The organism is Prevotella lacticifex (assembly GCF_019973375.1).
Classification (GTDB): domain Bacteria; phylum Bacteroidota; class Bacteroidia; order Bacteroidales; family Bacteroidaceae; genus Prevotella; species Prevotella lacticifex.
The window spans coordinates 1,757,418-1,778,467 of sequence record NZ_BPTV01000001.1; the positions used below are offsets into that span (position 1 = coordinate 1,757,418).

Sequence of the window (21,050 nt, forward strand, 5' to 3'; positions counted from 1 at the left end):
TGATTAATGGCTTTTTGTCTTATTTTGTTCGTTGTTCTGTTTTTCTTCATCCTCATGCTTTAACCTCAGAGCCAAAGCCGTACGCGCAGGAAGATAGAGTTGCAGCCATTCCTTACCATCCTTGGCGTATAACGGGTCGAAGTTGGTGAAGTGCACCATGGAATCGTCGTTGAATCCGTTGCCGCCGAAACTCTTTGCATCGGTGTCGAGCACTACCTCGTAGCCACCCTTTGGAACGAGGAAGCCGTAATCGGTGAATGAGTGTGTCGGCGAGAAGTTGAATACAAAGATGATTTCGCCACGCATGAAGGCGAGGACCTGATCGCCGTCGTTATGCCAGATTTCAGTGACAGGAGTACTATTAAAGTCCTTCTCACTCTTAATGACTTCGAGCATTGCTTTATCGAAATCGCCTAAGTAGTGATAACACAGGTCATGGTTGTCGACAAGATCCCACTGTCGTCGTGCGTATTTATAGCTCCAGCCATTGCCTTCGCGTGGGAAGTCAATCCACTCCGGATGTCCGAACTCGTTGCCCATGAAGTTGAGGTATCCACCGTTGATTGTCGATGCCGTGACGAGTCGGATCATCTTGTGCAGAGCTATACCGCGTCTAACGTTCTCATTCTCATCACCCTTACGGAAGTGCCAGTACATATCGGCGTCGATAAGCCGGAAAATGATGGTTTTATCGCCGACGAGAGCCTGGTCGTGGCTTTCACAGTAGGATATTGTCTTTTCGTCAACCCTACGGTTCTTTACCTCCCAGAATATGCTCGACGGTTTCCAGTCCTCATCCCTCTTCTCCTTGATGGTTTTAATCCAGAAATCGGGGATATTCATGGCCATACGGTAGTCGAATCCATAACCTCCGTCCTCGAACTTTGCTGCCAGCCCCGGCATACCGGAAACTTCCTCGGCAATGGTTATAGCATTGGGATTGACTTCGTGAATGAGCTTATTGGCAAGCGTGAGGTAGCAAATGGCATTATCGTCCTCGTGGCCGTTAAAGTAATCACCGTAGTTTGTGAAAGCCTCGCCGAGCCCATGACTGTAGTAAAGCATTGAGGTGACACCGTCGAAACGGAATCCATCGAAATGATACTCGTTGAGCCAGAACTTGCAGTTGCTCAAGAGGAAGTGTATGACATCATCCTTTCCGTAATCGAAGCAGAGGCTGTCCCATGCCGGATGCTCATGGCGGTCACCAGGATAGAAATATTGGTTCGGATCGCCGGCAAGATTACCGAGCCCCTCTATCTCGTTTTTTACTGCATGCGAGTGGACGATGTCCATTATCACTGCAATGCCGTTGCGATGAGCCTCATCGATGAGTGCCTTCAGTTCCTCCGGCGTACCGAATCTTGACGATGCAGCGAAGAAAGAACTGACGTGATAGCCGAAACTACCATAATAAGGGTGTTCCTGAATAGCCATAATCTGTATGGCATTGTATCCATCCTTGACTATCCTCGGTAGGACATTGTCCTTAAACTCAGTATAGGTACCGACTTTTTCGGCATCCTGAGCCATTCCTATGTGGCATTCGTAGATGAGCAGCGGGCTCTTGTTGGCCTTGAATCTCTTGCGACGCCACTTATATGGCTTGGCCGGATTCCACACCTGCGCAGAGAAAATCTTCGTCTCGTCGTCCTGAACGACTCTTTGGCACCATGCCGGTATTCTCTCGCCCTCACCACCATTCCAGTGTACGTGCATCTTATAGAGGTCACCGTGCTTCATCTTATCCTCGTCAAGCAGCAGTTCCCAGTTGCCCGTTCCCTGGATACGTTTGCACCGGTAAGCGGCTTTCTCCTTCCAACCGTTGAAGTCGCCGACAAGATAAATGTCAGTGGCGTTTGGCGCCCACTCTCTGAAGGCCCATCCCTTCTCTGTCTTGTGCAGACCGTAGTATTCGTATCCACTTGCAAACTCAGCGAGAGTCTGCTTTCCTCCTTGTGTGAGCTGTCCTAATTTCCACAGCGCATGATCATGGCGGCCGCGGATAGCGTCCTCGTAAGGCTGAAGATAGGGATCGTTCTTGACGATGCCTATATGCTGCTGAGCTTTTGGAGCCTTCGACGCCGATTTTCTTGTTGTTGTCTTTCGCATGGTGTTCGGCATTGATTGATAATGGATTGTTATTTCTTAATTATTATTGTCAGACTCTGACCTTGAAGATAGCCTTGTGAATCTCGCCCTCGCCGATGCACGGCTGATGTCCATCCTGAGGGAAGAAGATGGCAAACTCTCCCGGACGGCACTTAATGAGCGAACCACCTTTGAGCCCCGGATATTTAGTCACATCCTTCACATCGTTGTATTCGGCCTCCGGCATATCCTCACGTGGCATATAGCCGTAGGTTTCGGGGGCCGACAGCGGTATCTGAATGTCAAGCATGCGGTTGTGAGTCTCATACGTGGCTTCATCCGGAGTCTTACCCGTGGCCGTTGTTATGTTGACGAAGAGGTCTTTGTCCTTTATGTAATGCTTGCCGGCTTCTAGGCTGTTGAGGTCGTTATTGCTCAGGAAGTCGATGACATCGGCGAAAAGAGGATTCACCGAGACGTAATTCTTCAAGTTTTCAAGTGTGTCTACTATCATAATTCTTATTTGTATTATTTATTATTGAGTTGATTGCTGTAATTGTCAATGCCATAAAAACGTCGATTCCATCGGGCTCCTGGTGTATACCCCAACCCTACGGTAACCAGCAGACTAAGAGTCGTGCCGCACCCCGTTGTCGTAGTAGCCGCGGGCAGTAATAGCGCCATTGGCATCGCGCTCCGTGAATTTTCCGTCTCTGACATTATTTCTATATATACATTCTGTCCGTTTTCCGTCCTTAGTCTCCTCTATAGCCTCACCGTCGCGCAATCCGTTGTGATATGTTCCGCGGAACTTGCTGCCGTCGGCATAGTGGATAATAACGAGTCCCTCAATGCGCCCCTTACGGAACTGTCCTTCAAAAACATCACCGGAGTGCTTCGTCAGCTTTCCTTGTCCGTTCTGAACGTTATTTTCCCATTGTCCGGTGTACTCGTCACCATTCTTCCACATCATCTTCCCCATTCCACTGCGTTTTCCGTCGAGGAAATGGCCGGTGTAGGTGTCGCCGTTACTATATCTGAAGATTCCCTCGCCAGTCCGTTGCCCGTTGAGATAATCACCCTCATAGCTGTCACCGTTGGCAAAGGTGTAAATACCTTTTCCGTTCTCGGCATCGTCTTTCCACTGTCCCTCGTATTTGTCGCCGGTGGGAAAGAAATATGTACCGTTGCCCGACCGCATGTTATCGATGAAGTCTCCGTTATATTTCGAGCCGTCGCCCCAGTCGAAGATGCCTTTTCCGTTCTTCTTATCATTGTCCCACTGACCATCGTAGTATGCTCCCGAGGCGAAAGTGTACTTACCGGTGCCACACCTCTTGTCCTGCTGCCAGTCACCATTATACGTGTCACCATTAGAGTAATACATTATACCATGGCCCTGTTGATAATCCTTATACCACAGTCCGTCATAGCGGTTGCCGTTCTTGAAGTAGTAGATGCCACGGCCATGCTGCTGGTCCTGAAACCACTGTCCGACGTATTTCTCTCCATCAGAGAAGGTGTAGGTGCCCTCACCCTGTCGCCTTCCCTTCTCAAACTGACCCTCGTAAACATCACCATTGGCATAAATGGCCTTACCTTTGCCCCAGGGCTTACCGCGGAACATCTCGCCAGTATAGCTTCCTCCGGCCACTTTACATGTGCCAACGACAATCTCCTGTGCCCTAACAGCGGACACAGACAGTATTATAAAGAGGAAAATGACAATCTTTCTCACGATTTAAAGGTTTTGATGTTGAGCACAAAATTACAAAATATTTCTGACAATAGCAAAGGTTTTTAAAATTTTTATATAACTTTGCTCCACGAAATATTATAATTCATCAAATCCATTCTCAAACATGAATAATGAATCTTTCGTAGCAATAATCCCGGCCCGTTATGCTTCATCGCGCTTTCCCGGCAAACCTCTTGCTGTATTAGGAGGTAAGACTGTGATTAACAGAGTATATGAGCAGGTGGCTAAAGTATTGGTCAATGTATATGTGGCTACTGATGACGAGCGCATATATAATGAGGTTAAGTCGTTCGGAGGTAATGTTATCATGACCCGCAGCGACCACCACAGTGGCACCGACCGCATAGAAGAAGCTTACTCGAAGATTGGCCGTGAGTTCCCCGTTGTTATAAATGTTCAAGGCGATGAGCCGTTTATCCACCCCGAGCAGATAGAGTCGGTGATGAAATGTTTCGACGATCCATCGACCGAGATAGCCACTCTCGGCAAGCGTTTTGAGTCGATGGGGGCTGTCAACAATGTCAATTCGCCCAAGATCGTTGTCGACCGTCGAGGCTTTGCAATGTATTTTTCACGCTCCGTCATTCCTTTTGTTCGTGGCGTTGACAAGAGTCAGTGGATAGATAAATATCCGTTCCTCAAGCATTTAGGACTGTATGCTTACCGCTCCGAGGTTCTCAAAGCCATCACCGCCCTACCCCAGTCGCCGTTAGAGAAAGCCGAAAGCCTGGAACAACTCCGATGGCTCGAGAACGGCTACCGCATTCGTGTGGCCGAAACCGAATTTGAAACAGTAGGAATAGACACTCCTGCCGACCTGCAGCGCGCAGAGATACTCCTAACACAGGAATAGACTGAAGAAATAAAATATTCGAAATAGATTTTTTCTCTTTCATTTGCAGTGGTCGGACAAGGCCGGTCACTGCATTCTTCTATTTCCTCACCCTCTGCACCTCATCCTTCGGCACCAATGAAGGACTCGCCGCTGAATCCCAAACCTTTGACAAGCTACTCTCGGGAATTCTGATTCGTGGTCGGTATCATAGAAACTCTTTCCCTGTCGAGGCGGACTCAGCAAATAAATCACACTTATTTCCGTAGCGTGATTGAATGTTTCTTTCGTCGCCTTCAATGATTCTCCTCACATGGATTTACCGTGATAAAAATTTAAAATATCTTTACACGATTCTTATACATATCATTTCGACTTGCAAAACGGTTCGTTTGAGCTTGCGAAACGTACCGTTTGAGGCTCTAAAATTAACCGTTTCGCAACGCAAAAAGACAGGGTTTGTAATTTGCTGAATATCAACATGATGGAAGAATGCCAAAAAGTTGATGACACATGGAATTATTTTTACACTCAGAAAAGTTTTGAGATGACCGACAAACTCCCCTATCATTAATTTATCGTTGGGCAAGCAGTTTTCCGTGGCAATTGATTAAACTTCCTCAAAAGAACGGCCATAAACAACATAAATAAAGGATGCGCGGCTTGCTTAGCCGAAGCATTGTTAATTCCTATCTTGCTTTTAAGGGTCACAAAATCATCCATTAGTTTCTAAAGGATAAAACGAGACATCAGAATGATTCATATCATTGTAAATTATTTACAATCACACAATGCTTTGTAGAAAAATATGATAAAACAACCGAAATATTTATCAATTAACTTCAATATACTGGGTAAAGAATCTTCGTACATGCTTTCTTCAGTAAAATAAGAACTAAAATGGCGCAGGGGGATTTTTCCGTGGATGCCCCTGCACTCGCCTAACCAAATATCGTGAAACAGCGGAACATGAAGAAGGGAAGGTCACTGACCCCATGCACCTGAGCACGCAGTCCCTTAATCTTTGAGTTGAGCGACTCGGCTGGCGCATTCGTTGACCTGTTGTTGAAGAAGTTTAGCACATACTCCTCTTTGGCCTTGATGGTGTCACGTACTGATATGATTTCCCGAATGCGGGTTCTTCCGACATTCTTGTACCACTTATGGAGCGCTTTCTTTGCACTCTTCCTGTCCTTTTTCTTGCTGAAGATGTTGCGCAGGGCGCAGAGCAGACCGTATGCAGCCTTCATCTTTGGCTCAATCTCAAAGAGCAGGCGCATTTCCTCCTTCTGGAAGTCAGTCCAGTCATTGTGGTTTTTCGTCAGCGGGTATCTTACGTGCGTCAGCAAGTCGGCTTTGGTCTCTCCATTGCTGAGTTTCTTCGGCTCAAACTTTTCATTCTTCCGCTTGCGCGGCCTGCCGAGGCGTTTGCCGTTCTTGCTCTTCTTGACCTCATGGGTCTCGGCGTACCTGTCCCTTGCCTTGGCCCGCTTCTCTTGCTGCTTTCTGAACTCCCGCTCCTCTCTCTTGACCTCGGTCGTGTTGGTGCGCTTGAGCTTCATGCGCATCGCATCAAGTCCCCTGGTCGTATAAAGCTGGATGACATGGAAATGGTCTATAACTATCTCTGCCTGTGGGAAGGACTTCTTGACAATGCCCATCATGCTGTCGGAGAAGTCCATCGACACCTCCTTGACTTTATTTCGGCTCTCTTCTTGTATCTCGTCAAAATGCTTCGTCACGTCAGCAACGGTCGTGCCCTTGACTGCAGCTATGAGTGTTCCCTTCTTGCAGTGTCCGTCCCTGTTGGAGAGGAACGTGATCAGGTCATGGTGAAGCATCGTCTCGTCTATGCACAGTCGCTCGCCCATGTTCTTCTCTTGAAGCACCCACTCACCGGCATGCTCCTTCTGGTCCCAGTCCGTAAAGCCACTCAGATGCTCCTTGTAGGCACGCCCGAGGTACTTCCCGTCAGTCCGGAAGAAGCGCCCCACGCATTGGGCCGTCACTGGGAAGGCATCCAACCATTTTTTTTAAGAAATCCGCAAACTCTACAGAGTAGCAGGTTCCCTCTGCCACAAGAGGCAGGGTTTCAAGGACGACGTTGTGACCGTCTCCGTCCAACCAACGACGGCGACGGACATGCAGCAGAACTTTATGCTCGCGTTGTGGGAAGTCATTGAACAAGCGAGGCTCCGTGAAACCGTTGGGCTGAAGGTCATGCCAGACCTTGTCACGCAGGTCGCGCTCGTCAAGGTAGATGTGAAGAATACGGATGACGGTGCCTGTTTCGTCCTTCTCGTTAGTAACTTCTTCGTCGATCTTAGTGATCTCGAAGTAATCAAGGATGCCATCGGGCAGCATGTAACGGACTAATGTTGAGTAGTCGAATGTCGATAGTTTCTTTGCCATGCTGCAAAGGTAACATAGTTTCCCGACATCAGCAACGCTGTTTCACTATATTTTAGTTAGGCGAGTGCAGGGACATCCACGGAAAAATCCCCCTGCGCCACTAAAATGGTGTTATACAACACATTTTAGACCAAAAATTGCCCCCCAAAATATGTTTTTTAGCATAAAAGCAAAAAAAAAATACCATATTGCTTGTATAATTCAAAGAACTTTTCTATATTTGCATAGATTAAGGAAATGAATCAGAAAGTTTTTAACACTATGGCTTATGACGAAGTATAATATTACAGAGAAAAAGGAAAAAGCTGCCGCTTACCGCAGCCTTGTCAGTCCGAAGCTGATGGATGAACTGAAGGAGAAAATCCTCGACATAATCCTTATCCAAAAGAAATACAAAGATAAGGATTATTCGGCAAGGAGACTCGCGGAGGATTTGGGCACCAACACCCGCTATATATCCGCTGTAGTTAACGTCCGTTTCCACATGAACTACACATCCTTCGTCAACAAATACCGCATTGAGGAAGCGATGACCCTCCTTACCGACAAGCGCTATCGGGATCTCAACATGGAGGATATCAGCGATATGGTGGGATTCGCTAACCGGCAGTCATTCTATGCCGCTTTCTACCGCATCAACGGTATCACGCCACGCGAGTATAAGCTTCGGTCGCTGGCCAATCACCCGGTTCAGGACACGAAAGCGAAGAAAACGCGCAAGCAGACGGCAAAGAAAGATTAACAATGTAACAACAAGGAGGAATTTATAAATAAAAGAGAAGACAACAAGAGGAAAATATATAATTGTTGATGGACATGAGCGAGGAATCGTTTAATTATGTCGGCGAGCGCTTTGCCGACCTGCAAATGTTGCGCTATCGTCTCGATGATTTCGACAAACTCACCTTAAGGCAGAAGAGTCTCATATACTGTCTGGCAAAGGCAACTCTCTACGGCAGAGATATAACTTTCGATGAGTTTGGAAAATACAACCTCAAGATTAGGAAAACTCTTGAGGCTGTTTTTTGTTTGTATAAAGGTAACCGCAACTGCGCTGACTTTGAGGCTCTTACAGTTTATATGAAGAGGGTCTGGTTTTCAAACGGCATCTACCATCATTACGGTACCGAAAAGTTTGAACCTGGATTCAGCGAAGAATTCTTCCGCAAGGCAGTGAAGTCGGTTGATGCCAGCCGGCTACCCATAGACGATGGTAGTGTCGATGCCCTGCTCAACGAGATATGTCCAGTAATCTTCGACCCGACAATCCTGCCCAAACGGGTAAACAAGGCCGATGGAGAAGACCTCATACGCACCTCAGCATGCAACTACTACAGCGGGGTGAGCCAGAGGGAGGTCGAGGACTTTTATGCCGCAAAGAAAAACGGCGACGGCCCGCAACCGTCATGGGGGCTCAACTCTACGCTGGTGAAAGACGAAAAAGGAATACATGAGGAGGTGTGGAGAGAGAATGGCAAATACGGCAAGGCCATAAACAAGATCATCTACTGGCTTACGGAGGCTCTTCAATATGCTGAAAGCAAGGAACAGAAACATGTTATCGAACTATTGATAAAATACTACAGGACCGGCGATTTGGCCGATTTCGACAAGTATTCCATCGAATGGGTGAAAGAAAAGGGCGATTCCATCGACTTCATCAACGGATTCATCGAAGTCTACGGCGATCCACTTGGACTCAAAGGCTCATGGGAGGGCATCGTCGAATACCGCGACAACAAGGCTACAGCACGCGCCGCAACGATAGCCGCTAACGCACAGTGGTTTGAGGACCATTCACCAGTCGATCCAAGATTCCGCAAGCCGGTAGTAAAGGGTGTATCGGCAAATGTGATATGCGCTGCTATGCTCGGCGGCGACGAATATCCGTCGTCAGCCATAGGAATCAATCTGCCGAATGCTGAATGGATAAGATCAGAATATGGCAGCAAGAGCGTGACGATAAGCAATCTAACTCATGCTTACTCCATGGCGGCTAAGGGCAATGGATTCAAGGAAGAGTTTATTATCGATGAGCCAACTCTCAGACTTATAGAGAAATATGGTGACGTATGCGATGACCTCCATACTGACCTCCATGAATGTCTTGGTCACGGAAGTGGACAGCTCCTGCCCGGTACCGACCCCGACGCTCTTAAAAATTATGGCAACACTATTGAGGAGGCCCGTGCCGACCTCTTCGGGCTCTACTATATCGCTGATCCTAAACTCGTTGAGCTCGGATTGCTCAATAGCAACGATGCTTTTAAGGCTCAGTACTACGAATATATCATGAACGGACTGATGACGCAGCTCGTACGTATCCGCCCCGGACATAATATTGAGGAAGCTCACATGCGCAATAGGGCACTCATAGCACAATGGGCCCGCGATACTAATCCCGAAATTATCGAGATTGTCAAGAAAGAAGGAAAGAGCTTCGTCAGGATCAACGATTATGAGGCTTTGCGTAGGGTCTTTGCCAAGCAGTTAGCCGAAATACAACGGATAAAAAGTGAGGGTGACTTTATGGCAGCACGCAACCTCGTAGAGAAATATGCAGTGAAAGTCGACAAGACAATTCACAAGGAAGTGCTCGAGAGATATAATCGTCTAAATATTGCGCCTTACAAGGGATTCATCAATCCTGTCCTAACCCCAATAAAGGATGAGAAAGGTAACATTACTGACATTGCCGTCGATTACACAGAAGATTATGAGCATCAAATGCTGCGCTACTCGAACGAGTATGCTACTCTTATTTAGTGCTTGCGCAGTAGACCCTATCGTATAACATTATGACTGACGATATTAAAGAAAAACTTAAAGAGATAAAGCAGTCGTTCCGACTAATGATGAACGGTCCCGCATCGCAGTCGATGCGCAACAAGGGATTGGCTTATAAGTTGAACTGGGGCGTGCCGGTGACGGCATTGAAGGTAAAAGCCCGCGACTATGGTAAGGATTACGACCTTGCCATAGCACTCTATAAGGAGGATGTAAGAGAGTGTAAAATTCTCGCAACTATGATTATGCCTCCTGAGCGTATGCTGCGAGAGGTCACCGACGTATGGATGGAGCAGAACGACTCTCAGGAAATAGTCGAGCAGATGGTGCTAAATGTCTTGCAGTATGTCGATTATGCACCGGCATTGGCGTACGAATGGATTGCTAACGACCGTCAGCTGTATAAGATTGGGGGCTACCACCTACTCTCTCGTATCTTCATGCGAGGCGACACCCCCGACGAGCGGGGCATCAACGAATATCTCGACCAGGCCGACTCCGACCTCCAAGATGCCGACAGTGCAGTAAAGCATGCGGCTTACAACAGTGTGCTGCGATTCTGCGACCTTGGCGACGACTATGAAACTATTGCCACAAAAGCCTTAGCCCATCTTGGCATTTTGTAGTTTAACGTTTTTTCAATACCTATCTTGAAGTTTGTCCGAAAATGTTAGTACTTTTGTCGTGAAGTTTAATCAATGAGACTGTGACCAACAACGCAATAAAAAAGAAAGTGCGGGGAATCCTCGATTACTATCTCGTGAGGAACAAGCACCGAAAGACTCCGGAGCGATACGCCATCCTTGACGCCGTTTATAGCTTCGACGGACATTTCACCCTTGAGGAACTCGGTAAACTGCTCGAATCGCGCAACTTTCGCGTATCGAGGGCTACGCTCTACAACACTATGAAATTGTTCATTGAGTTGAGGCTCGTTGTAAGACACCGTTTCATAGGACAGACAAAGTATGAGGGCTGCTACAAGAACGAGAACCACATCCATCAGGTATGCACCGTTTGCGGAAGCGTTGATGAGATCCTCTCGCCCGAAATAGTGAGTGCCATCTCAGCCACGCGGTTCCATCGTTTCCACAAGGACGGATTCACATTATATATTTATGGAGTCTGCGCCAAATGCCAGCGGCGTCTGTCAAGGCCAAAGAATTCTAATAGCGATAAGGATAAGAAAGAACAAAAAACAAAATAATTATTCCAACAATGAAAACAGGTAAAGTTGATGTCCTGCTCGGTTTGCAGTGGGGCGATGAGGGAAAAGGAAAGGTCGTAGACGTGCTTACACCGCGTTATGATGTGGTAGCCCGATTCCAGGGTGGACCAAACGCCGGGCACACCCTTGAGTTTGAGGGGCAGAAGTATGTCTTGCGTAGCATTCCATCGGGAATATTCCAAGGAGGAAAAATCAATATCATCGGCAATGGAGTAGTTCTTGCCCCCGACCTCTTCATGGAGGAGGCACAAGATTTGGCCAAAAGCGGCCATCCGCTCACTGAGCGTCTCCACATCTCGAAGAAAGCTCATCTCATCATGCCTACTCACAGACTCCTCGACCGCGCCATTGAGGCTGCCAAGGGAAAGAACAAGGTAGGCACGACAGGAAAAGGCATCGGACCTACATATACCGACAAAGTGAGCCGCAATGGACTGCGAGTGGGAGATATCCTCGAGAATTTTGAGGAGAAATACAACAAGCATAAGGAGCGCCACATGCGTATGCTCAAGGCCCTCGGATGGGACGACTTCAGTGGTCTCGAGGAGACTGAAAAGCACTGGATGGAAGGCGTCGAATATCTGAAGAAGTTCAAGTTCGTCGATTCTGAGCACGAAATAAACTCTATCCTCCGCAGTGGCAAGAACATTCTATGTGAGGGTGCACAGGGCACGATGCTCGATGTTGACTTCGGTTCATATCCTTTTGTCACATCATCGAACACTATCTGTGCCGGCGCATGCACAGGACTCGGCATAGGACCAAACAAGGTTGGAAACGTTTATGGAATAATGAAGGCCTACTGCACACGTGTGGGCGCAGGTCCATTCCCCACAGAGCTCTTCGATGCTACCGGTAAGCGGATTCGCGACCTCGGACATGAGTATGGCGCTGTCACAGGACGTGAGCGGCGTTGTGGATGGATAGACCTCATTCAGCTACGCTATTCTATTATGGTTAACGGTGTGACAGAGCTGATAATGATGAAGAGCGATGTGCTTGACGATTTCGACACCATCAAAGCTTGCATTGGCTATAAATTGCCTGACGGCACAGTGACTGAGGAACTTCCTTATGAGATTGACAACGTGGAACCTGTCTATAAGGAATTCAAAGGATGGCATACAGATATGACGAAGTTCACATCTGAGGACCAGTTCCCTAAAGAATTCTCCGATTATATCAAGTTCCTTGAGGACTTCCTCGAAACACGCATCGGAATAATCTCCATTGGTCCTGACCGCGATCAGACTATAGTAAGAAAATAACCATATAATTAAAATTATTAATGGCCAATAAACCAAATATTCCAAAAGGCACCCGCGACTTCGGCCCTGTAGAAATGGCCAAGCGCAACTATATCTTCGACACTATAAAGTCGGTATATGCCCTTTACGGCTTTCAGCAGATAGAGACTCCTGCAATGGAAACCTTACATACGCTCATGGGAAAGTATGGCGAGGAGGGTGACCAGCTGCTATTCAAAGTGCTAAACTCCGGCGACTATCTGAAGAAGATTTCTGATGACGAGCTTGCTGAGCGCAACACGCTGAAACTACAGACTAAACTCTGTGAGAAAGGATTACGTTACGATCTGACCGTTCCGTTCGCTCGCTACGTTGTGATGCATCGTGACGAGCTCCAGCTGCCGTTCAAGCGGTATCAAATTCAGCCTGTATGGAGAGCCGACCGACCGCAGAAAGGACGCTATCGCGAGTTCTATCAGTGTGACGCTGATGTCGTAGGCTCCGATTCTCTTCTGAACGAGGTAGAGTTGATGGAGATTGTCGACACCGTATTCACAAAATTCGGTGTCAGGGTTCAGATAAAAATCAACAACCGAAAGATTCTCACAGGTATTGCTGAGGTTATGGGCGAGAAAGACAAAATCGTCGATATCACCGTAGCCATCGATAAACTTGATAAGATTGGGCTCGACAATGTCAATGAGGAACTGCGCAATGACGGTATTCCGGAGGAAGCTATTGAGAAGCTGCAACCGATAATCAAACTCGAAGGCACCAACGATGAAAAGCTCGATGTCATTTCTAAGGTTCTCAACGAGTCGGCCATAGGACTCAAGGGTGTTGAGGAAACAAGATTCATACTTAACGAACTCAAGAAAGTGGGTCTCAACAACGAGATTCAGCTTGACCTGACCCTTGCCCGTGGTCTGAACTACTACACTGGAGCCATATTCGAGGTAAAGGCCCTCGACACTCCTATGGGCAGTATCACTGGCGGCGGCCGCTACGACAACCTTACGGGAATCTTCGGAATGCCAGGTCTCAGCGGCGTAGGAATATCTTTCGGAGCCGACAGAATTTATGATGTGCTTAATGCCCTCGACCTCTATCCCAAAGAGACGATTACAGGTACACAACTGCTATTCATCAACTTCGGTGAGAAGGAGACAGAATACTGTCTGCCTGTTGTCAACCAAGCTCGCAAAGCCGGAATAAGAACAGAGATGTTCCCCGATAGTTGCAAGATGAAGAAACAGATGAACTATGCCAACGCCAAGAACATTCCGTTCGTCGCCCTCGCGGGTGAAAATGAAATCAATGCTGGAAAGTTCACTCTCAAGGATATGACAACTGGAGAGCAATGTCTGATCTCGGCCGAAGAGTTAATCAACAGATTAAAATCATAGATACCACAATTAGTTGACACTAAGGAAGTTGAATCAGAAGTAATAAACTGAGACTCGAACATAGCATTAGTAAATGAACTACTTATACAAAAACTCCTTCCAGCATTGGCTCGTCTGCACACTGATGGTTGTCTTGGCAGTTGTGGCAATGTCGTTCAAGCCCGACACACCGACTATTTATATAATAGGTGATTCGACAGCTGCCGAGAAAGACATATCCAAAGGTTCTACAGAGCGCGGATGGGGAATGGTTCTACAAGGATTCTTCGACGAGGGCATACGTGTTGAGAATCACGCAAAGAATGGACGGTCGTCACGCAGTTTCTATTCTGAAGGGTTATGGAAAGATGTCATTAGCAGGGTTAAGCCTGGCGATTATGTCATTATCCAGTTTGGCCACAATGATGAGAAACCTCACCCCGACCGCCACACCGATGTGGAAACAACATTTGATGCACACCTCGCCCAATACGTCGTTGAGACAAAGGCCAAGGGTGCAACGCCAATACTGATGAGTCCGGTCGTCCGCCGCAATTTCTATCTCAAGCCTGCAAGGCAGGATGATGATGAGAAATTGCGCGAGACAATATATAAAGGTGAGAACGTGAATTCAGACACGCTGGTTGACACTCACGGCGAATACGCTAAAGTAGCCGCGAAAGTGGCTAAGCAATATGGAGCAATATTTATTGATGCAAACAAGATAACTCACGATATAGAGCAAGGACTCGGCGTTGAGGGCTCCCGCAAGTTGCATATGTGGGTAGAGCCAGGGAAATTCGCATGGGCCCCTAAGGGCCGACAAGATAATACCCACTACAACGTCTATGGAGCACATGTCGTTGCCGGTGCCATCGCTGATGCCTTAGGTCAGGCCGTGCCGGAATTGAAAAGCCATGTGAGGCATTTCGACTATGTCGTTTCTGATGAAGGACGCGGCAATTATTTGACGCCACAAGAGGCTGTTGACGCTGCACCAAACGGAAAGTCGACAATCCTTGTTCTCCACGGCAACTTCAAAAAACCCGATGTCCCTCGGAAAAAGAAGATTTCGTGGGTTCTATTTGACGGATTGAATTGGAAATTTTAGTTTTTCTGTAAAAAATACAATGAATATTTGGTGGTTTCATTTTTATGAACTACCTTTGCAGACGAAATAAATTCGTAAAACAATAAAATGAGAAGTGACGAAGCATATCAGAGATTGATAAACAGCGGAATCCGCCCATCATTGCAACGACTGGAGATTATGAGATACTTAATGGCTCATAAAACTCACCCAACAGTGGATGATGTCTACACGGGTCTGTGCAATAAGATTCCCACGTTGAGTAAGACGACAGTCTACAACACATTGCGAATGTTCTATGACAATGGAGCAGCACAAATGATAACGATTGACGAGCACCGTGTATGCTACGATGGAGATTTGCATCCACATGTCCACTTTTTCTGCAATAAATGCGGCAAAGTTTATGACTTAATGGATGAGCAGGCCCCCAAACAATATCGTGGCGACATTAATGGTTTTCTCGTTGAGGACAGCCAGCTGTATTACCGCGGCATTTGCCCTGATTGTAGAGCAAAGATGCTCAAGACCGAGACAAAGACTGCCGGCATTCAGCAGGTTGCAACAAAGCATTGATTCTTCAATAGCTTACTAACACACATAATATTTAAACATAACTAATACACATTAACAAAAACATTATGAAAAAGAAATTCATTTGCACCGTTTGCGGTTACATCTATGAGGGCGAGACAGCACCAGAGAAGTGCCCTCTCTGTGGAGCACCAGCAAGTAAGTTCACTGAACTGACTGAAGATACAACACCGGAGTTTGCTGCTGAGCACAAGCTCGGTATCGCTTTTGACGAGGACGTTCCTCAGGAGCTCCTCAAGCACTGCCGCTCTACTTTCGCCGGTGAATGCAGTGAGGTGGGTATGTACCTGGCTATGGCTCGGCAGGCCGACCGCGAAGGTTATCCAGAAATTGCACGTGCTTTCGAGCGCTATGCAATGGATGAAGCCGGACACGCTGCTCGCTATGCTGAGTTCCTCGGCCAGTCTATCCTACACGACACCAAGACCAACGTTGAAGTGCGTATGGCAGCCGAAAAGGGAGCTACAGCTGAGAAGTTCGAGGCTGCAAAACTCGCTAAGCAGCACAATCTCGACGCTCTCCATGACAGCATCCACGAGATGGCTCGCGACGAGGCTCGCCATGCAGCAGGATTCATGGGTCTTTACAACCGCTACTTCAAAAAGTAAGCAAAGTTCTTGAAACCACAAAACTGTTGATTAGGTTCAGCAGCAAAGGATTGAAATAAAAGGGGATGGCAATCACCATCCCCTTTTTCGTGTCTAAATTATTTAGTAGGGTCAAAAAGCAACAAGAGAATACCGGCAACAAATTGTTAAAATAATTCATATTATTTCATCTATGGGGTCGTCTTTGTACAACACTGATTATCAACGGTTTACTAATACATGCCATTTTGCGTTCTAAAACGGCCTGTTTTAGGACGCAAAACGAGCCGTTTCGCAAGCTGAAACGGACCGTTTGAGAAGCCGAAACGATATGTTTTGGACTGGTGTAAAGATATTTCGACATCATTTTGTTGTCGTATTGTCCTTTCCGGGCTGTAAGTATGATAGAGAAAGTACTCTGCTATTGACTAATCTCTGCACCCATAGAATTCACCAAGAAACCTTTAATCTTAGGAGATATTAACGGTCCTAAGCTACATTTGGCTTTAGGGTAGCACTTGAGTCACACTGGTTATCAGAATTTTGCTACAGGTAGAACTCATCTGAAGAGAGTGGCGTGATTGGTATGCCGTGTCGGCTAAAGAGCTTAAATGAAAGAGCCGTATTTTACATATCAGAAGATTCCATTGCAAGAGCTCGTAAGCAAATAATCTCGAGCAGTATACAAACAACGATAGGAGATAAGCCCTTTCGAACGAACGCTTATCCCCTACCCTTTTATCTTTTTAGATGATATGTTAATATGCACTTTCAAACTCCCGGAGGAAACGAGTGTCGTTCTCCGAGAACATTCTCAAGTCGCTGACTCTGTATTTAAGATTTGCTATTCGTTCCACACCCATTCCGAAAGCGTAACCGGTATATACATCAGGATCAATGCCACAGGCGGCAAGATCGTGAGGATCAACCATACCACAGCCCAAGATTTCAACCCATCCCGTGTGCTTACAGAAGTTGCAGCCCTTACCACCGCAAATATTGCACGAGATATCCATCTCTGCGCTTGGCTCAGTAAAGGGGAAATAACTTGGACGGAGGCGTATCTTCGTGTCGGGTCCGAACATCTCCCTTGCAAAAGTCAGCAGCACCTGCTTCAAATCGGTAAAACTCACACCCTTATCGACATAAAGGCCTTCAACCTGATGGAAGAAACAGTGAGCACGCGCTGAGATAGCCTCATTGCGGTACACTCGTCCCGGGCAGAGAACACGAATTGGAGGCTCATGCGTTTCCATATAGTGGGCTTCATCACCTGAAGTGTGACTGCGGAGAAGAACATTCTTCGTCACGTCATCAGGATCGCTCTGCTCAATAAAGAAAGTATCCTGCATGTCACGGGCTGGGTGGTCAGAAGCAAAGTTAAGCATCGTAAAGACATGCTTGTCATCGTCGACCTCCGGACCCTGGAAGAGCGTGAATCCCATGCGGCTGAAGATATCGATGATTTCGTTCTTGACAATAGTCAGCGGATGGCGTGTTCCCAGTTCCACTGGATATGGAGTACGCGTCAAGTCAATCTCATCACTCTGGGCCTCCTGGGTTTCCAATTGCTCACGGAGCTCATTAATCTTATTCTGGGCTGTTGTCTTAAGTTCATTAATCTTTATTCCAACAGCCTTCTTTTGTTCTTTAGCAACATTACGGAATTCACCCATCAACTCGTTTACCTCACCTTTCTTGCTGAGGTATTTGAGCCGCAATTGCTCTATTTGCTCTTGATTATCAGCATGTGCCTGCTGTATTTCCTTCAAGAGAGAATCTATCTTCTCTATTAACATCTTAATTTATTTTTTTCTTCTGAAATGCAAAGGTAATGCAATTGAGCGGAATTACAAAATAAACTTGTTTTTTTCTTTGCTATTCCACACCTTTACACTACCTTTGCAACGAAAATTTAGAGAGAGATGAGAAAAACTGTTTACATTGTTTTCATGATGTCTGTTTGGATGATGACGTTCACTGGGTGTAAAAATGAGAAGCCAGCAGTGAATGCCGATTCCACTGTACTCGACACAGAGGTTACCGACACTACCGACAGCGATACTATGGCTGAGATTATCGCCGAGACTCCTATGCCTAAAGCAGCCGACCAGCTGTTCGACGATTTCTTCTTCAACTTTATTGCAAGTCCAAAAGTCCAAAAGGCAAGAATCAAATGGCCACTGCCGATAGTGACATATACCGACAAGCAAGAGCACACTGTGCTCATGAAGAAGAATCAATGGAAGATGGATAAATTCTTCCGCAAGCAGGGCTATTACACGCTTATCTTCGACAATGAGAAACAGATGAGTGCCGCAAAGTCAACTAAACTTGACACTGTCGTCGTTGAGAAGATAAAATTACGTGAAGGTAGCGTCACTCAATATTGGTTTGACCATCAGAACGGAAAATGGGAAATGAATCAAATCAGGAACATCAGTTTCCAAGACTCCAAGAACGCTTCTTTCCTTACATTCCTTCAGAAGTTCTTCACTGCCGATGGACGTGGAATGATTAAGGATCCTCTGCCATATCACGGTGCCGACCCTAACGGGGAGGAAACCAATATAATTACAACGACAATACCCGCCTCGGACTGGAGTACTTATCTGCCAACTGTTCCCGGCGATGTCATTTACAACATTCTGTATGGTCAAAAATATGGAGAGGGAAAAACAAAGATTCTCGACTTCAAAGGTCTGGCCAACGGTCTCGAAACCCAGCTTATCTTTAAAAAACAGAAAGGTGACTGGCGTCTCGTAAAGATTAATGCCTACTAAAATTATGAACGACAAAAAGAATTTCAGCCTATTGGGGCACAACACATTTGGATTCAATGTCAGCTGCAAGCGCTTTGTCGAGTACAGCAGCACTGAAGAAGCTCAACAACTGGTTGCTTCACTCGACGATACCGACAAGCCATTGCTCATTATTGGCGGTGGCAGTAACCTACTCCTGAAAGAAGACTATCCTGCCACCGTCATACATTCGGCCATTCGCGGTATAGAGGTTCTCGACAAAGCAGAGGGCCTCGTGAGATGCGGCTCAGGAGAAGTATGGGATGATATAGTCGATTGGAGCATCCGTCATAATCTTTATGGTGCTGAGAATCTTAGTATTATACCCGGAGAAGTAGGTGCCAGTGCTGTACAGAATATTGGAGCTTATGGAGCTGAGGTTAAGGATCTTATCTATGATGTAGAATGCGTGGAAATAGAAACAGGTAAACTTTGCCACTTCTCGAACGAAGACTGTCAGTACAGCTACCGCCAAAGCAGATTCAAACGGGATTGGCGCGACAAATACTTTATTACCCACGTCACATATAAATTTTTCACTACCTTCAAACCTGAGCTCGACTATGGCAACATACGAGCTGCCCTCGCCGAACAAGGAATCGATGCCCCTACAGCTGAGGACGTGAGGGCAACCGTTATCAATATCCGCAACTCAAAACTGCCCGATCCTAAGGTACAGGGCAACGCGGGAAGTTTTTTCATCAACCCTATCGTTGACCAACGAACTTTCGACCGACTAAGCACTGAGTTCCCGAATTTGCGTTATTTTGAGGTCGATGAGAATGGCGAAAAACACTACAAGATACCGGCAGGATGGATGATAGAGCAATGCGGATGGAAAGGTAAAAAAGTGGGATGTGTAGGAGTGCACGACAAGCAAGCTCTCGTGCTCGTAAATCTTGGAGGTGCTGAGGGCAAAGACATCATCGCTCTCATGCATGCTATCCAAAAAGATGTAAAGCACAAGTTCGGTCTTGAGCTTCATCCCGAAGTCAACATCAGGCCATAAAGGCTAATGCCATAATTCGTGAATAATATAAAGAGATAAGAGAAATGGAAGTCACACTGACGTTTCTTGGTACCGGCACCTCACAGGGAGTACCGGTAATCGGATGCAACTGCCCTGTGTGCAAGAGCAACGACCCGCGGGATAACCGTATGCGCACATCAGCCCTAATAGAATCGGAATCAACACGAATACTCATAGATTGTGGCCCCGACTTCCGCCAGCAAATCCTGCGACAACCATTCCGCAAAATCAACGGAGTACTTCTAACGCACATCCACTACGACCATGTAGGTGGCATAGATGATCTTAGACCATTCTGCCGACTCGGAGATGTCGATATATATGCAAACAAGGACACTGTGGAGGGACTCCACAGGACAATCCCGTATTGCTTTGAGGACCATCTATATCCAGGAGTACCCAAATTAGCCCTCCATACAATAACAAAGCATGAGAATATCAAAATCGGCGACTTTAAGGTAACTCCCGTTGAAGTAATGCACGACAAGCTACCAATTCTTGGTTATAGATTCGGCTCATTAGCTTATATTACTGATATGAAGACTATAAACGATGATGAGATACCGTACCTCGAAGGTATTGATACACTTGTCGTTAATGCACTCAGATGGGAAAAACCACATCACTCTCACCAACTTGTAAAGGATGCCATCGAGTTCTCAAGAAGAATAGGAGCTAAGAATACTTATTTAATCCATTTGACTCACGACATCGGTCTCCACGTAGAGGCTGAGAAGAAACTTCCCAAGGGCATACACTTTGCATACGATGGCTTAAAAATCAAAGCGCAAATATAATTCCATTCAGTATTCATCCATAGACTACAAAAAGTGCTCCTGTACTCGTCAATAGTGAAAACACATACAATACATTCTCGGGCACAAGCAGATGAACAAGACGCAGTAGCCAAAAATGCAGTTTCTATATCTTCTATAGCTACTATAGCTTCTATAGCTACTATAGCATCTATAGTTTCTATAGCTTCCTATGATCGCCTATAGCTTCCTATAAAAGCTATGATTGCCTATCCCGTTCTATAACCACAAAACAAAAAGAAACCCCGAGTGCATTGCTGCTCTCAGGGCTTCCTGGAAAAAAGGCGGCTTCCTACTCTCCCGCATTGCATTGCAGTACCATCGGCGTAAGTGGGCTTAACTTCTCTGTTCGGAATGGGAAGAGGTGGGACCCCACCACAATAACCACCTGA

At 46.5% G+C, this 21,050-nt stretch carries 19 protein-coding genes and 1 rRNA gene; 13 read left to right on the forward strand and 7 right to left on the reverse strand.

Annotated elements, in window-relative coordinates:
* Positions 1 to 3 precede the first annotated feature (3 nt).
* From LDN30_RS06910 to LDN30_RS06920, 3 genes are all read right to left on the reverse strand, one after another.
* Positions 4 to 2,112 carry an alpha amylase C-terminal domain-containing protein gene (locus LDN30_RS06910; protein ID WP_223926015.1) on the reverse strand — a complete coding sequence of 703 codons (2,109 nt, stop codon included), beginning with the start codon at positions 2,110 to 2,112 and terminating at the stop codon, positions 4 to 6.
* 49 nt (positions 2,113 to 2,161) lie between these two features.
* Positions 2,162 to 2,605 carry a NanQ anomerase/TabA/YiaL family protein gene (locus tag LDN30_RS06915; protein ID WP_223926016.1) on the reverse strand — a complete coding sequence of 148 codons (444 nt, stop codon included), beginning with the start codon at positions 2,603 to 2,605 and terminating at the stop codon, positions 2,162 to 2,164.
* Positions 2,606 to 2,719: 114 nt separating this feature from the next.
* Entirely contained in the window at positions 2,720 to 3,832 is a 1,113-nt protein-coding gene (locus tag LDN30_RS06920; protein ID WP_223926945.1) for an MORN repeat-containing protein, read from the reverse strand.
* Between the two features lie 121 nt (positions 3,833 to 3,953).
* Between LDN30_RS06920 and kdsB the strand changes: the two genes are divergently transcribed.
* Entirely contained in the window at positions 3,954 to 4,703 is a 750-nt protein-coding gene (kdsB, locus tag LDN30_RS06925; protein WP_223929083.1) for a 3-deoxy-manno-octulosonate cytidylyltransferase, read from the forward strand.
* A 920-nt stretch (positions 4,704 to 5,623) separates the two neighbouring features.
* Here kdsB and LDN30_RS06930 read toward each other — a convergent pair.
* Together LDN30_RS06930 and LDN30_RS06935 are read right to left on the reverse strand one after the other, a co-directional pair.
* On the reverse strand, positions 5,624 to 6,676 hold the full coding sequence (locus tag LDN30_RS06930; protein ID WP_223925205.1) for a transposase: 1,053 nt from the start codon (positions 6,674 to 6,676) through the stop codon (positions 5,624 to 5,626).
* Positions 6,654 to 7,094, reverse strand: a complete 441-nt coding sequence (locus tag LDN30_RS06935; RefSeq protein ID WP_223925203.1) for an ISAon1 family transposase N-terminal region protein — start codon at positions 7,092 to 7,094, stop codon at positions 6,654 to 6,656. Before LDN30_RS06935 ends, LDN30_RS06930 begins: the two co-directional genes overlap by 23 nt.
* A gap of 268 nt (positions 7,095 to 7,362) precedes the next feature.
* On the opposite strand from LDN30_RS06935, the gene LDN30_RS06940 reads away from it, so the two are divergent.
* The 9 genes from LDN30_RS06940 (at position 7,363) to LDN30_RS06980 (ending at position 16,033) form a co-directional block, all read left to right on the forward strand.
* Positions 7,363 to 7,836: a helix-turn-helix domain-containing protein gene (locus LDN30_RS06940; protein WP_223926018.1), complete on the forward strand. Its 474-nt coding sequence runs from the start codon at positions 7,363 to 7,365 to the stop codon at positions 7,834 to 7,836.
* 68 nt (positions 7,837 to 7,904) lie between these two features.
* Entirely contained in the window at positions 7,905 to 9,860 is a 1,956-nt protein-coding gene (locus LDN30_RS06945) for a dipeptidyl-peptidase 3 family protein (protein WP_223929084.1), read from the forward strand.
* A gap of 32 nt (positions 9,861 to 9,892) precedes the next feature.
* Positions 9,893 to 10,507: a DNA alkylation repair protein gene (locus LDN30_RS06950; protein ID WP_223929085.1), complete on the forward strand. Its 615-nt coding sequence runs from the start codon at positions 9,893 to 9,895 to the stop codon at positions 10,505 to 10,507.
* An 80-nt stretch (positions 10,508 to 10,587) separates the two neighbouring features.
* Positions 10,588 to 11,088, forward strand: coding sequence for a Fur family transcriptional regulator (locus LDN30_RS06955; RefSeq protein WP_223929086.1), 501 nt, complete (start codon positions 10,588 to 10,590; stop codon positions 11,086 to 11,088).
* 11 nt (positions 11,089 to 11,099) lie between these two features.
* A complete protein-coding gene (locus LDN30_RS06960) occupies positions 11,100 to 12,377 on the forward strand; it encodes an adenylosuccinate synthase (protein WP_223926022.1) in 1,278 nt (425 codons plus the stop codon).
* Between the two features lie 20 nt (positions 12,378 to 12,397).
* Positions 12,398 to 13,762: a histidine--tRNA ligase gene (hisS, locus tag LDN30_RS06965; RefSeq protein ID WP_223929087.1), complete on the forward strand. Its 1,365-nt coding sequence runs from the start codon at positions 12,398 to 12,400 to the stop codon at positions 13,760 to 13,762.
* A gap of 73 nt (positions 13,763 to 13,835) precedes the next feature.
* On the forward strand, positions 13,836 to 14,852 hold the full coding sequence (locus tag LDN30_RS06970; protein ID WP_306421510.1) for a rhamnogalacturonan acetylesterase: 1,017 nt from the start codon (positions 13,836 to 13,838) through the stop codon (positions 14,850 to 14,852).
* Between the two features lie 87 nt (positions 14,853 to 14,939).
* Complete coding sequence (locus LDN30_RS06975; protein WP_223926024.1) at positions 14,940 to 15,407, forward strand: Fur family transcriptional regulator; 468 nt, start codon at positions 14,940 to 14,942, stop codon at positions 15,405 to 15,407.
* Between the two features lie 65 nt (positions 15,408 to 15,472).
* Positions 15,473 to 16,033: an NADH peroxidase gene (locus tag LDN30_RS06980; protein WP_223926025.1), complete on the forward strand. Its 561-nt coding sequence runs from the start codon at positions 15,473 to 15,475 to the stop codon at positions 16,031 to 16,033.
* 737 nt (positions 16,034 to 16,770) lie between these two features.
* Here the strand turns inward: LDN30_RS06980 and pheS are convergent.
* A complete protein-coding gene (gene pheS, locus LDN30_RS06985; protein WP_223926026.1) occupies positions 16,771 to 17,811 on the reverse strand; it encodes a phenylalanine--tRNA ligase subunit alpha in 1,041 nt (346 codons plus the stop codon).
* Between the two features lie 126 nt (positions 17,812 to 17,937).
* Between pheS and LDN30_RS06990 the strand changes: the two genes are divergently transcribed.
* The 3 genes from LDN30_RS06990 to LDN30_RS07000 are packed head-to-tail and all read left to right on the forward strand — an operon-like array spanning position 17,938 to position 20,640.
* Positions 17,938 to 18,795: a DUF4348 domain-containing protein gene (locus tag LDN30_RS06990; RefSeq protein ID WP_223926027.1), complete on the forward strand. Its 858-nt coding sequence runs from the start codon at positions 17,938 to 17,940 to the stop codon at positions 18,793 to 18,795.
* Between the two features lie 4 nt (positions 18,796 to 18,799).
* Complete coding sequence (gene murB / locus LDN30_RS06995; RefSeq protein WP_223926028.1) at positions 18,800 to 19,822, forward strand: UDP-N-acetylmuramate dehydrogenase; 1,023 nt, start codon at positions 18,800 to 18,802, stop codon at positions 19,820 to 19,822.
* A gap of 44 nt (positions 19,823 to 19,866) precedes the next feature.
* Positions 19,867 to 20,640: an MBL fold metallo-hydrolase gene (locus tag LDN30_RS07000; RefSeq protein ID WP_223926029.1), complete on the forward strand. Its 774-nt coding sequence runs from the start codon at positions 19,867 to 19,869 to the stop codon at positions 20,638 to 20,640.
* Between the two features lie 297 nt (positions 20,641 to 20,937).
* Here LDN30_RS07000 and rrf read toward each other — a convergent pair.
* Positions 20,938 to 21,050 (reverse strand): 5S ribosomal RNA (rrf, locus tag LDN30_RS07005).

What these genes read in the sequence shown, in the direction of transcription:
- LDN30_RS07000 (WP_223926029.1), top strand. Translation starts at nt 19,867, where the DNA reads ATGGAAGTCACACTGACGTTTCTTGGTACCGGCACCTCACAGGGAGTA.
- LDN30_RS06945 (WP_223929084.1), top strand. Translation starts at nt 7,905, where the DNA reads ATGGACATGAGCGAGGAATCGTTTAATTATGTCGGCGAGCGCTTTGCC.
- LDN30_RS06990 (WP_223926027.1), top strand. Translation starts at nt 17,938, where the DNA reads ATGAGAAAAACTGTTTACATTGTTTTCATGATGTCTGTTTGGATGATG.
- LDN30_RS06960 (WP_223926022.1), top strand. Translation starts at nt 11,100, where the DNA reads ATGAAAACAGGTAAAGTTGATGTCCTGCTCGGTTTGCAGTGGGGCGAT.
- LDN30_RS06910 (WP_223926015.1), bottom strand. Translation starts at nt 2,112, where the DNA reads ATGCGAAAGACAACAACAAGAAAATCGGCGTCGAAGGCTCCAAAAGCT.
- LDN30_RS06950 (WP_223929085.1), top strand. Translation starts at nt 9,893, where the DNA reads ATGACTGACGATATTAAAGAAAAACTTAAAGAGATAAAGCAGTCGTTC.
- pheS (WP_223926026.1), bottom strand. Translation starts at nt 17,811, where the DNA reads ATGTTAATAGAGAAGATAGATTCTCTCTTGAAGGAAATACAGCAGGCA.
- LDN30_RS06935 (WP_223925203.1), bottom strand. Translation starts at nt 7,094, where the DNA reads ATGGCAAAGAAACTATCGACATTCGACTACTCAACATTAGTCCGTTAC.
- kdsB (WP_223929083.1), top strand. Translation starts at nt 3,954, where the DNA reads ATGAATAATGAATCTTTCGTAGCAATAATCCCGGCCCGTTATGCTTCA.
- LDN30_RS06980 (WP_223926025.1), top strand. Translation starts at nt 15,473, where the DNA reads ATGAAAAAGAAATTCATTTGCACCGTTTGCGGTTACATCTATGAGGGC.
- LDN30_RS06970 (WP_306421510.1), top strand. Translation starts at nt 13,836, where the DNA reads ATGAACTACTTATACAAAAACTCCTTCCAGCATTGGCTCGTCTGCACA.
- murB (WP_223926028.1), top strand. Translation starts at nt 18,800, where the DNA reads ATGAACGACAAAAAGAATTTCAGCCTATTGGGGCACAACACATTTGGA.
- LDN30_RS06940 (WP_223926018.1), top strand. Translation starts at nt 7,363, where the DNA reads ATGACGAAGTATAATATTACAGAGAAAAAGGAAAAAGCTGCCGCTTAC.
- hisS (WP_223929087.1), top strand. Translation starts at nt 12,398, where the DNA reads ATGGCCAATAAACCAAATATTCCAAAAGGCACCCGCGACTTCGGCCCT.
- LDN30_RS06915 (WP_223926016.1), bottom strand. Translation starts at nt 2,605, where the DNA reads ATGATAGTAGACACACTTGAAAACTTGAAGAATTACGTCTCGGTGAAT.
- LDN30_RS06975 (WP_223926024.1), top strand. Translation starts at nt 14,940, where the DNA reads ATGAGAAGTGACGAAGCATATCAGAGATTGATAAACAGCGGAATCCGC.